Below are 11,316 nucleotides of genomic sequence, written 5' to 3'. Positions count from 1 at the left end.
CCGCTCACTCCCGTCACCAGCGCAACTTTGCCTTTCAAGACCTCTGCCATGACAGTCACCTCCTCGATCGTTGCCACCGCACCCACGGGATCGGTCAGCGATTTTTGAGCCTCGCGCCGCGCGCCAAACGCCCCGCGATGCTCGATTAGATCGCGGCGGTTGCCAATCGTGCCCCCGGCAGACGGCCCTCGATCATAGAGCCGGGGCTCAGTCGTGGGATAAAGGCAGCGCGGTGTTGCACTTCACCTGCTTGAAGGCAAAGCTGGATCAGATCTTGCTTACCCCTGGGACCTTGGCCAGGAAGTCCACGATGAGGCGCTCTAGGGAGGCTACGTCGGGCACCATCCCCCGCAACAGATAATTCGTCTCCCCCGTCGTCAGGGAGCGCTCCATCACCGCCGGCCGCTCGGGGAGCGCGCTCGAAAGCAGCGAGTGCCGTCTCCCCCTGCCACTCCAGAGCGACCTGGATGAACCCCGACACCGTGAGCCCCAGGGCCAGGGGATTGAGCAAGGCCACGTATACCGCCGGGGGATTCCCGTAAGCCCTAACTCTCGTGCTCGGAGCAGACAGGGGATAAGGGAAAAGCTAACTGCTCGGCCAGATTCATGCCGGAAATCCGCCCCTCCCGTCCCAGGATCTTCTCTATGTCACCGCTCTGGATACCGACGGTTTTGACCGCGGTGACACCCGGGCCAACCTGAGCAAGCTTTGGCAGTCCATTACGGTGGCAGCGCTCCTGGCCCCGCAGGGAATGCAGCCCCGAATGTGTCCGTCATCGCCTGAGCGGTCGAGCATCACAGCATCGGCCTGAGGAAGCCCCCCTCGGGGGCACATCGAGGGTGGCACGAAAGGACACACCCTCGGAGAAGAGGCAGGGGTTTGGAAACTAGGTTTTTTCCTACCACTGCCCTGCAAAAAAAGAGGGCGCGCTTCGGGCGCGCCCTGGAATGACCGGTTCGCGAGGAGGAGGAGGAGGAAGAGCGCGAACCGGGCCCTACGGGGATCCACCGGAGGAGGTGGACCGCCGAGTCGGTAAAATCCCTAACCGGTTGCCGGCGTACCGGGTTTGCCGGGACCTGTCTCGCCCAGGCGATCGGCTTTGGCAAAGAGGGCTTTCCTAAGGCCTACGCCTGCTTGAGAAAGGAACCGTCTCACGACCTCTCCCCGGAACCGCCGTGCCTGGTAGAGCACTGCATCAAGCTCTTCAAAGCCCATGGATACTCATTGAAAAGCTAATCGTCTTAAGTACGTTACACTACATGAGTCGTCTTCTATGACCCGCTTTCACAAGGCAAAATATAGCGCTATTTTGCAATGCAACAAACGATTTATTATCATCTGACGAATTAGATAAACTCATCCTTCCCATGGCTTATCGCTTGCCGCCCCTGAACGGTCTACGGGCTTTCGAAGCCGCTGCCCGGCATATGAGCTTCAAAAAGGCGGCCGAGGAGTTAAACGTCACCCCGGCGGCCGTGAGCCATCTGGTGAAGACGCTGGAGAGCTTCCTGGGGGTACGGTTGTTCCGCCGCCTGACCCGGGCCCTGGAGCTGACCGAGGCTGGGCAGGCCGCTCTCCCCAAGATCCGGGAAGGCTTCGAAGCCCTCGCCGCCGGGGTGGAGCGCATCCAGGGCCACGCCCGGCTGGAACCCCTGGGCATCAGCGCGCCACCCCTGTTCGCCACCCGCTGGCTGGTCCCCCGGCTGCAACGCTTCACCGCGCTGCATCCGGAGGTGGCGTTGCGCATCTCCCAGAGCGAAGCCATGGTGGATCGGGATGGAAAGGACGGGCCTGGCGGCATCCTCGCGCCCGAAGCCGCGGATCCGGGTGCCGAAGTGGCAATCCGTTTCGGCCATGGTCGCTATCCCGGCTGGCGGGCGGATAAGCTGTTTGCCGTCACCTATGCCCCGGTCTGCAACCCCCGCTTGTTGCGCAGTCGACGGCCACTGCGCACGCCCGCAGACTTGCGCTACCACGCCCTGATCCACGACGACACGGTGGGCCCTACCCAGCCATGGATCCGTTGGGACACTTGGCTTGAGGCCGCCGGCGTGAGCGGCATCGACACGTCCCAGGGGCCGCGCTTTACCAACCCGGCCCTCGCCATCGAAGCGGCGGAAGACGGTTTAGGCGTCGCCCTGGGCGTTCTGGAGCTGCTTGGTCCGGATTTGGCAGCAGGAAAGCTGGTGGCCCCCTTCGATGTGGTGGTGGAAGCCGGCTACGCTTATTACCTGGTGTGCCCCCAGGCTACCGCCGACCGACCCCAGGTGGTCCGTTTCCGGGAGTGGCTGCTGGAGGAAGCCCGGCGGCCGGAGGCAGCTCCGCTTGCCGACTGATCCTGCCTCCCCTGTCTACCCGGGAGGCCGGCTTACCTGGAGCCTGTGGGCCATCGGCGCCGCCTTCTACTTGCTGGGTTATCTGCACCGGGTCGCTCCGTCAGTCATCGCCGGAGAGCTGGTGGCCGATTTCGCTTTGAGCGCCGCGGGGCTCGGGCTGTTGTCCGCCAGCTACTTCTACGCTTACCTGATGCTGCAGGTGCCCACCGGTTTGCTGGTGGACGCCTGGGGTCCGCGGCGCATCCTCGCCGGAGGCGCGCTGCTGACCGCCCTCGGCACCCTGATGTTCGCGGCCTCTAGTGGGCTCGCTGTGCTTTTCATTGGCCGTCTGTTGATCGGTGCCGGCACTTCCGTCACCTGGGTGTGCATGCTGAAGTTCTCGAGCCACTGGATGCCGCCGCGGCAGTTCTCCTTCGCGAGCGGCCTGCTGTTGATGGCGGGCGTGTTGGGAGCCCTCACCGCCGGCCTGCCATTGCGGCTGCTGGTGGAGGCCGTGGGCTGGCGGCCCGCTCTGGGAGCAACCGCCATCGCTGCCCTTGTTCTCGCCGTGTTGACGTGGAACCGGATGCGCGATGACCCGTCGGAGGCGGGCTACCACAGCCATTGGGCGCCGCTTGGCAGCGCCGAGGGGGGAAGCCTGGGACGCATGCTCGACCTGCTGCGGGAAACCGCCCACTACCGGGCCCTGTGGCTGCTCGTGGCTGCCGGTGGCGGGGTGCTGGCTTCGGTATTTACTTTTGCGGGTCTGTGGGGCGTGCCGTTTCTTCACACGCACTATGGTATGCCGGTGGCCGACGCAGCACTGGCATGCTCCCTTTTGATTGTGCTCTTTGGCGCGAGCAGCCCGTTCTGGGGATGGCTTGCGGATCGCACTGGCCATGCCGGCGCCCTTTATCGGAGCGGGACGCTGGCGGTTGCCGCCGCCTGGACGGTAATCGCCGCCGTGCCGGGGCTGCCCCTTGGACTGCTGCTGCCGCTCCTGGCTGTGGCCGCGGCGGGCGCCGGCACCATCGTGCTGGGCTACACCCTGGCGCGGGACCGAGTCCCCCGCCGGCTTGCCGCCACCGCCAGCGGGCTAGTCAACATGGGCTCCATCGCCGGGCCCCTGCTGCTGCAACCCCTGTTCGGATGGGTGCTGGATTTGCTGTCCGCCGGCACGCCGACCGGAGGTGCCCCCCTTTTTGGGCGTGCGGCCTTCCACGCCGGTTTTGTCTTGATCCTGGGGTGTGCACTGCTAGCCTTTGCCTGCCTCACGCGTTTCAACCGTCATCTGTCCGCGCCGACCCTGGCTCGCCCTTGAGAGCGCGCGGCGGCCCTGAGCTGCACGCAATCCCCCGCGGCCTCTCGTATTCGAAGCGTCGAAGGCAGTTGAATGGATCGGGACGGTGGATTTCCAAGATCACCGTTGTGGAAGAGGGCCCTCACCAGCGCTTGCTCCGTTGCGTTCCATTCGGCGCTCGTGAGCGCTTTCCCTGGGCTCCTTGCGCAACGCTATGGCTGTCCTCCGCCAGCGGCCGTCTGGCCCGGTCGAGGCAGGCGACCCACGCTCACTCGGCCAAGTTCCACCTTGATCCGGCTTGGCTGTCTCCGGAACGCCATGCCGACCCGCGCCCGGCGAAGGGGTGATTCCCGGGGAAATGCAGCACCGCGGCGAGGAGCGATCGTTTAGGCTACAGGACGGAGACCCGTAGACTGACCCCTCGAGAGCCGGCGAAAAGCGCTCCACTGCGCAGGCCTCAGCGTTTCCGCTCTGCCGCCGCCAGGGCCTCCACCAGGTCGAGCACCAGTTTCTTGTGCCGCTCGCTCAGCCGGCCAAAGATCTCCAGCAGGATATCCTGGTCGCGCCGGTAAGAACGCACCTCCTGGCGCAGCATGCCGGCGCGCCGAGCGCCTTCGCCCGCACCCTCGCCGAAGCGCAACCACTGGGGCGCTACGCCGAGCCATTCGGCGAGGACGCGCAGCTTGTCCTGGGATGGCAAGGAGCGACCCGTGAGCCATTTTCGGACGCTCTGAGTGCTGACGGGATCGCCGTGGTAACGCAGGTTGAATGCCCGGGCCACGTGGGTGGGACTGAGGGTGTCGATGCCGGCTTTGCGCATCGCTTCCACGAGGCGCTTGCTGAAAGCCCGCTTTTCATCGATCAAACCCATGTTGAAAACGGTAACATCAAGCACGGCTTCGCAAGCCAACCGAAAGTTGCCGATAAAGACAACTTCTGGTAATCTATGCAAGTCGAATATCCAAGTGGGTCGCCGAGCGCATGGCGCTTCAATTTCTCCCAAAGAAGGCGGCTGAACAGGCCATACCGTTCATCGGCCTATGAACGACGCCGACCCCGCGAAGGATGAAGCCTCGACGCATTCGGCTGCGCGGCCCGTAGTGCCAAGGGGTGGCGAGACGCGACACGCTTTCCTGAGCTCGCCGTCCACAGCGATGGCCCGGGAACCTGAGCCTGCGGCGGGCGCAGCGAATAACCTTCCCCGGCCCCTGCGTTGGCTGCTCTGCACCCTCCACTGCATTCCCATCGGCATCGCCTCGACCCGCCCCGACGGAGTTCTCGAATACGTAAACCCCCGTCTGAGCGCCATGACCGGGCACGCCCCCCACGAGCTCATCGGCCAGAGGGTTGACGCGATCCGGTGCGCCGCTGACGGCACCCGGCTGGACCAGCTCTGGCCGCTTCTCCTCGCTCGGGACCAATGGGACGGGGAAGTGCGCTATCGAGATCGGGCGGGCGGTTTCCTACCCGTCCTGGAGTCGATCTGCGCGGTGCGAGAGCCGGCGGGTTCCATCGCCGGCTTGGTACACTTCGTTCAGGACATGACCAGCCACCGGCTAGTGGAGTCCCTGCGGCGCCTGGCTTTCTACGACGGGCTGACCGGCCTTCCCAACCGGGCCCTGGTGGAGGACCGGCTGAGCTTGGCGATCGCCCACGGCCAACGCCACCACTCGTCCTTCGCGGTCTTGTGCATCGACATGGACCGGTTCAAGCAGGTGAACGACAACCTGGGACACGCTGTGGGGGATCAATTGCTCGCCGCCGTTGGGCAACGGCTGCACGGCTGCCTGCGGGCCGGCGACACCCTGGGACGCTGGGGCGGAGACGAGTTCGTCGCCATCGTGGAGGACGTCCGGCAGGGCGGAACGTTGCGCGCGGTGGCAGAAAGACTGCTCTCCACCGGAGCGCAGCCTTATCCCATCGGGGATTGGAAGTTATCCATCACCCTCAGCATCGGGATGAGCCTCTATCCCCAGCACGGGCGCGACTCCCGGGCCCTGCTGGCCGCCGCCGACGCCGCCATGTACCAAGCCAAAGCGGCGGGCGGCAATAGCTGGCGAGTGCAGCCGCCAGGATAGGCCAGATTCCCGAGGCGGCACCTGACCGGGTCGGCGTCTTCCAGGCCAATGGCAATTGCAGGCGCTCGGCCTTCCCGCTATCGCCCCACGGCCAGTGCGGTCACTCGATTCCTTGCGCAAACGAACCGGTGCGAGGCACCACGACCCGTGCCTGCCGTGCACGCACGCAGCCCATGCCCGTGCATTCCCGCACCCCACCGGCAGTGCGCGCTGCGAGGAGAGAGAAACGCTGCCGATTGCGACCTGCGGACAAGCGCTTCTTAGGACACGCCGCCCGCCCCGGAGCGCTGCTCCCAGCCATCGCAGCAGACGTCGACAAACCTGCGCCAGGGTAGCGAGCCGCGGTATCATCGGTGGCCATGCGTCGCTTTGTCATGGACCGTACGGGGGCCGCGCTAGCGCCATGAACCCCCGTCACGACCGTCTCCTTTGCCTTAATCCCCACGGCTTCCATCGGATCGCCTACACCGAGTGGGGTGAGCGGTCCAACCCCCACGTGGTGGTGTGCGTCCACGGGCTCACCCGCAATCGGCGCGACTTCGACTTCCTCGCCATGGCCTTGGTCCGGCATTGTCGGGTCGTGTGCCTGGACGTGGTGGGGCGCGGCGACAGCGACTGGCTCGAGCACCGAGAGGACTATGGCTTCCCCCAGTACCTTTCGGACGCCGCCACTCTCATGGCCCACGTCTCGGCCCCCGCGCCTGACGGCCCATGGATGCGCCTGCGGCGGCTTTTCGCGCGGGAGCGCCCATCGCGCCTCGACTGGATCGGTACGTCCATGGGCGGGCTGATCGGCATGATGCTGGCGTCAAAACCCGGCACCCCCATCCGCCGGCTTGTGTTGAACGACGTGGGTCCCCTGGTGCCCTGGTCCGGCCTGATGAGACTCAAAAGCCTGCATATCCGGCGCCCGAAGCGCTTTCGCGATCTCCAGGAAGTGGAGACCCATTTGCGGATGGCGTGCGCCAGTTTCGGACCCTTGGACGAGGCCAAGTGGCGGCACGTGGTTCGACACAGCGTCCGACAGCTGGAGGATGGAAGCTACACCCTCGCCTATGACCCTGCCATCGTGGGCGTGCTGCGCAATCAGGGGAGCGCTGCGATCGAGTTTGGCACTGATTTCCTCCTGGGCGTGGATTTATGGCCCGTGTGGGATGCGGTGCGCTGCCCGACCCTGGTGCTGCGTGGAGCCGAATCGGATTTGCTGCTCGCGGGCACCGCGCGAGAGATGAGCCAGCGGGGACCCAAGGCGCAGGTAGTGGAATTTCCAGGCATCGGGCACGCCCCCTGGCTCATGACCGAGGATCAGATCGGGGTGGTGCGGGATTTCCTGTTGGCGGAGAAATGAAGGGGCTTTTCACCCCCGAGACGCTGGGGAGCAGAGGACAAGAAAGCAATCCACGCAGCTGGCGCTTGGGGCGCGAAAGGAATCGTCCATGAACAGAAAACGCGTCTTGTCCTGTGCGCTTTTTGCGTGCCAAAGACCGTTTTCCTCCAGGCTTCTATGGGCTGCGCGTTCTTTGCTCTAGCGCCGGCCGGAGCGCCAGATGCCCACAAGGATCCAGAGGCTGTTGAAGAAAGCGATCACATAGCCCAGCACCCCCAGCACGGTGAACAGGGGCAAGCCGAACACCCGCGGGCCGGAGGTTACGGTCATCACGATGGAGGAGCCGATCACTAGGGAGGCGGTCATGATGCCCATGGTGACTCGATCCAGGGTGCGGTCCAACTGCTGGCCGAAATCGTCCAACCGTTTCAGGTCTAGGTCGATGCGAGTCTTGCCGCGCCGCGCCTCTCGGACGAGGCGCGCCAGGTCCCGCGGCACATTGCCCATGACGTTCACGAAATCGGCGAAGGAATGGCGACCGCGCCGCAGGAGTTCCGCCGGCTGCAGCCGCTGGGCGAGGGCACGCCGCAGCAGCGGGGTCAGATGATCGACGATGTGGAAATTCGGATCGTACTGGCGCCCCAATCCCTCCAGCGTGATCAGCGCCTTGAACATCAAGGCAAGATCCGCAGGCATGACGATGGAATGCTCGCGGATGATTGCAGAGAACTGCCGCAGCACCGCACCGATACGGATGTCCTTGAGGGGCATGTCCTCGTAGTTGAACACCAGCTCGTTGATGTCGGCGGCAAGTTTCGCCTCGTCCACGTAGGCATCCCCCGCCCAGTCAAGCAGGACCTCCAGCATGGGCTGCTCGTCCATGCGGGCGAGACCCGCCAGAAGATCCACCACCTGGTTGCGACGCGGGGGTGCCAGGCGTCCCACCATGCCGCAGTCGATGATGACGATGCGATTGCCCGGAAGGTAGAACACGTTGCCCGGATGGGGATCGGCGTGGAAGAAGCCGTCGATCAGGATCATCTTGAGCACTACCTCGGCCCCGCGCGCGGCCAGCACCCGCTTGTCCAGCCCGGCGGCCTCGACCGCTGCCAGCTGGGTGGCAGGAACTCCGTCGATGCGCTCCTGCACGTTGAGCGTCTCGCTGGTCCATTCCCAGTAGACCCGGGGAATGACCACATAAGGGTGGCGAGCGAAGTTTTTGGCGAAGCGCTCCATGTGGCGCGCTTCCACCGAAAGGTCCAGCTCCCGCTCCATGGAGCGCACGAATTGGGCGGCGATCTGCACCGGCTGGTAACGGCGCGCCTCGGGCAACTCCGCCTCGATCAGCCCTGCCAGGTAGGTAAGAATGCGCAGGTCCGCTTCCACCTTCTGGCGGATCCCGGGACGTCGGACTTTGAGAACGACGGGCGTCCCGTCCTGAAGCCGTGCCCGGTGCACCTGGGCAATGGAGGCGGAAGCGCAAGCGCGGGTTTCCAGATCCTGGAACACGTCGAACGGCGAGCGGCCCAAGGCCTTCTCCAGCTCCGGCAACAGCGCCTCGAAGGACACCGGTGGAACCTCGCTGTGGAGCTTTTCGAACTCGGCGATCCATTGGGGCGGAAAGACGTCCACCCGGGTGGCCATCACCTGGCCCAGCTTGACGAAGGTGGGCCCAAGCTCCTCCAGGGCGAGCCGGATACGCTGGGGCGGCTCCAACTCGGCGCCTATCCCCGCATCGCCCCAGTGCAGGATCTGCCCTGCTCGCTCTAACAGGGTGCCGATGCCGAGTCGTCGCACCAGGTCGCCCAGGCCATGGCGGATCAGGACCGAGCTGATCTCATGCAGGCGCGGAAGGTCGCGCATGAAGTTGAGGGTCTCCCTGAACATCGAGACTCCCGCTCTCGACGCGATGAGCCCGTGGGCGAGCCGCCGGCCGCTACCGACCAGAGATCATTGCTTCGCTTCGGAGCGCCGCTCCTGCAGGGAGTCGGCCAGGCCCGAAAGGATTCCTCCCGCCATTTGGGCGAAGCGGGCCCCCACTTCCACCGCAGTCTCCACCCCGGTAAAGGCGGCGTGCAGCGTCGCTTTCGAGACCCGCTGGCCCAGCTCGGTCATTAGGCGGGCGATTTCGCGCCCGGTTTCGGTGCCGTGGCGCCGCGCCTGGGCCAGGGCTTCCTGCAGCTCTGGCCGCGCTCCCTCGCTCGCCGCCTCGGCCGCCTGCTCCACGGTGGCAAGGAAATCCTCCTCCAGGCGCCGCAAACCGTCGAAGGCCACGTGCAGCTCCCGCTCGGACAAACGCCGCCCTTCAGCCAGGAGTTCGCCCAGGGCGAGGCGCCCCGCCTCCACCGAACGCATGAGAGCCTGGTCCAGACCCGCCAGGGCCTCCGACACCGCCCAGCGCGCATCGTCCCCGCTGCGCCGGGTTCCGGAAACGATGCCTTCGCCCACGGTTCGCACCACTTCCCGGATGTTTTCTGGGTCGAAGCGGCGACCCGCCAGGGCCTGCAGGGTCAGATCGTGGACTCGGGTGCGGATGTCCCGCCCTTCCTGGAAGACTTTCTCCGCTTTTTCTTTGAGCTCTTCCCGGGAAGGTTCTGGTGGCTGCTGCTCGATCATGGGGCCGCCTCCTTTTCCGCTTCCTAAACGCTCAGGCGCGGGCGAGCAGCGGCTCTCGCCTTGCCGTCGGGCTCCCCCTGAGGAGGCCATTCGCCGGGTGCATAAAGCCTCCTTTCCCGCCGCCCTTCGCTTTCTTCCTAGGATAGCCCCATCGCGTCGGGCCGCAAGGCACCGGAATCCCCCCGGGGGAGGGGAACCGGCAAGGCCTAGTCGGTGGAAATGATCCAGGCCCGGTGGGAGGAGGAAGGGTGCGCCACGCGATGCAGTCGCGCCGAGCTCTTGAGCCGCTCCTCCGCCTCCTCCCAAGAGGGGGGTGCCACGGACGGCTGGGTCCATTCCGCGGTGGCGATCTCCTCGCACCATTCGCGAAACTTGCCCAGGTCCACCAAGGGGGCGCCCGTCCCCCGATGGGCCCGCTGGTCGGCGGCGCTTTCCCACACGGACATGAACCAGAAGGTGAGCCCCCGGGTCTTGCGGGTCTGGGTCACCACCCATCCCGGAGCATGCCGCAGGAAGCGCAGTGCCCGCCCGGTATGGAGCATGAAGGGAAGCAGAAGGTAGGGGGAGCGCAGGCGCACGCGAGTGAGGGCAACGAAAGCCATGGCGGTCGGCAACAAGACACTAAAGACGACATCAGTATAGTGGCCACCCTGGCGGGATTGAAGCGGAGGCCCACTCTACTTCGACCCTCGCGCCGGACTGGCACCTGCTCGGCGGCGCGTAGACCGGGGTCTCGCGGCTCCGTCCTTCCCCGAGCGCGCAGCGGGGCGAGCCGCGGGGCGGCCCGCCACTCCGTCCAGATAGATGTCCACCAGCCGCTCCGCCTCCTTCGCCAGGTCGAAGGAGGCCGGATCCAACAGCCAGGTATAGATCAGGCCAAAGAAATAAGCGTCCAGCCCAATGGCCACCCGGCGCACGTCGGTGTGCGGCGGAAGCTGACCGCGGATGACGGCGTTGCGCAGCGCCCGCTCGATCAGGGCCAGCGCAGAGGACCGGCACTGCCGGTGGCGATCCAGGATGGCGGAGAGCTCTCCCACGTACTCGCAGCGGTGGCACAGGATCTCGAAGACCCGCCGACAACGCGGCTCTTGCGCCGTTTTCCTGAGGGCATGCACGCAGGCGTCCCGCAACCGCGCCAGGGGATCGGCGATGGCATCCTCTGCCGCCTGCTGCACCATCTCCTCCATGGGCAGCGTGACCCGATCGGTCATGGCAAGGAACAAGTCGGCCTTGTTGGCGAAATGCCAGTAGATGGCACCTCGAGTAACCTCCGCTCGATCGGCGATGTCTTCCAAGGACGTACCGGATACCCCCTTGTCGCGGAACACCTGCTCCGCTGCGTCCAGGATGCGGTTGCGTGTCTCCTGGGCTTCTTCCTTAGTGCGCCTTGCCATGGTCCTCTACATGTCCAAATGAACGTAAGGCGCGACGGTTACGGTACAAAGTGGCGCCAGCTGTCTACTTTACATACATTCATGTCTGTATGTACACTAGCGCCCCATCCGTGGCGTTCGGCACCCCGGGCCGCAGCGCGTCACCGCCGCTCGTGAATGGATTTTACGACCATGCCAACCAGGCTCCGTTCCCAAGCCCTTTTCCTGGCCGGCCCCGTCTTGCTCGCCGCCTGCCAACCCGCCGGCGCGCCGCCCGGCCCCCCACCTCCGCCCGCGGTAAGCACC

The 11,316-nt window shown here is 65.5% G+C and carries 10 protein-coding genes; 4 read left to right on the top strand and 6 right to left on the bottom strand.

Annotation, left to right across the window (positions count from 1 at the left end; genetic code table 11):
* Window positions 1–267: 267 nt before the first annotated feature.
* On the bottom strand, window positions 268–429 hold the full coding sequence (locus tag V7Q81_RS11520) for an Lrp/AsnC ligand binding domain-containing protein (RefSeq protein WP_442954822.1): 162 nt from the start codon (window positions 427–429) through the stop codon (window positions 268–270).
* Between the two features lie 999 nt (window positions 430–1,428).
* Here V7Q81_RS11520 and V7Q81_RS11515 point away from each other — a divergent pair.
* Window positions 1,429–2,337 (top strand): LysR substrate-binding domain-containing protein, encoded by a 909-nt coding sequence (locus tag V7Q81_RS11515; protein WP_442954821.1) that lies wholly within the window; start codon window positions 1,429–1,431, stop codon window positions 2,335–2,337.
* Window positions 2,327–3,637: an MFS transporter gene (locus tag V7Q81_RS11510; protein WP_333843401.1), complete on the top strand. Its 1,311-nt coding sequence runs from the start codon at window positions 2,327–2,329 to the stop codon at window positions 3,635–3,637. Before V7Q81_RS11515 ends, V7Q81_RS11510 begins: the two co-directional genes overlap by 11 nt.
* Before the next feature lie 436 nt (window positions 3,638–4,073).
* On the opposite strand, the gene V7Q81_RS11505 is transcribed toward V7Q81_RS11510, so the two are convergent.
* Window positions 4,074–4,487, bottom strand: a complete 414-nt coding sequence (locus tag V7Q81_RS11505; protein WP_333843398.1) for a hypothetical protein — start codon at window positions 4,485–4,487, stop codon at window positions 4,074–4,076.
* Window positions 4,488–4,770: 283 nt separating this feature from the next.
* Here V7Q81_RS11505 and V7Q81_RS11500 point away from each other — a divergent pair, with 283 nt between their 5' ends.
* Both V7Q81_RS11500 and V7Q81_RS11495 read left to right on the top strand, forming a co-directional pair.
* A complete protein-coding gene (locus V7Q81_RS11500) occupies window positions 4,771–5,694 on the top strand; it encodes a sensor domain-containing diguanylate cyclase (protein WP_333843395.1) in 924 nt (307 codons plus the stop codon).
* 403 nt (window positions 5,695–6,097) lie between these two features.
* Window positions 6,098–7,042, top strand: a complete 945-nt coding sequence (locus tag V7Q81_RS11495) for an alpha/beta fold hydrolase (RefSeq protein WP_333843392.1) — start codon at window positions 6,098–6,100, stop codon at window positions 7,040–7,042.
* 177 nt (window positions 7,043–7,219) lie between these two features.
* Here V7Q81_RS11495 and V7Q81_RS11490 read toward each other — a convergent pair whose 3' ends face one another.
* The 4 genes from V7Q81_RS11490 to V7Q81_RS11475 form a co-directional block, all read right to left on the bottom strand.
* Entirely contained in the window at window positions 7,220–8,908 is a 1,689-nt protein-coding gene (locus tag V7Q81_RS11490; RefSeq protein WP_333843391.1) for an ABC1 kinase family protein, read from the bottom strand.
* Between the two features lie 63 nt (window positions 8,909–8,971).
* On the bottom strand, window positions 8,972–9,637 hold the full coding sequence (locus tag V7Q81_RS11485) for a DUF6781 family protein (RefSeq protein ID WP_333843388.1): 666 nt from the start codon (window positions 9,635–9,637) through the stop codon (window positions 8,972–8,974).
* A gap of 206 nt (window positions 9,638–9,843) precedes the next feature.
* Entirely contained in the window at window positions 9,844–10,239 is a 396-nt protein-coding gene (locus V7Q81_RS11480; RefSeq protein ID WP_333843385.1) for a hypothetical protein, read from the bottom strand.
* 75 nt (window positions 10,240–10,314) lie between these two features.
* Complete coding sequence (locus tag V7Q81_RS11475; RefSeq protein ID WP_333843382.1) at window positions 10,315–11,031, bottom strand: TetR family transcriptional regulator; 717 nt, start codon at window positions 11,029–11,031, stop codon at window positions 10,315–10,317.
* Between the last annotated feature and the right edge of the window lie 285 nt (window positions 11,032–11,316).

The sequence above is a fragment of the Pelomicrobium sp. genome, from assembly GCF_036803785.1.
GTDB lineage: Bacteria > Pseudomonadota > Gammaproteobacteria > Burkholderiales > UBA6910 > Pelomicrobium.
Note: the sequence above shows the minus strand (reverse complement) of the source record. Positions and strands in the feature narration are given on the sequence as shown.

Excerpts from the sequence above, each read along its gene's own strand:
- V7Q81_RS11515 (WP_442954821.1), top strand. The coding sequence starts at position 1,429 with ATGAGCTTCAAAAAGGCGGCCGAGGAGTTAAACGTCACCCCGGCGGCC.
- V7Q81_RS11505 (WP_333843398.1), bottom strand. The coding sequence starts at position 4,487 with ATGGGTTTGATCGATGAAAAGCGGGCTTTCAGCAAGCGCCTCGTGGAA.
- V7Q81_RS11500 (WP_333843395.1), top strand. The coding sequence starts at position 4,771 with ATGGCCCGGGAACCTGAGCCTGCGGCGGGCGCAGCGAATAACCTTCCC.
- V7Q81_RS11495 (WP_333843392.1), top strand. The coding sequence starts at position 6,098 with ATGAACCCCCGTCACGACCGTCTCCTTTGCCTTAATCCCCACGGCTTC.
- V7Q81_RS11490 (WP_333843391.1), bottom strand. The coding sequence starts at position 8,908 with ATGTTCAGGGAGACCCTCAACTTCATGCGCGACCTTCCGCGCCTGCAT.
- V7Q81_RS11485 (WP_333843388.1), bottom strand. The coding sequence starts at position 9,637 with ATGATCGAGCAGCAGCCACCAGAACCTTCCCGGGAAGAGCTCAAAGAA.
- V7Q81_RS11480 (WP_333843385.1), bottom strand. The coding sequence starts at position 10,239 with ATGGCTTTCGTTGCCCTCACTCGCGTGCGCCTGCGCTCCCCCTACCTT.
- V7Q81_RS11475 (WP_333843382.1), bottom strand. The coding sequence starts at position 11,031 with ATGGCAAGGCGCACTAAGGAAGAAGCCCAGGAGACACGCAACCGCATC.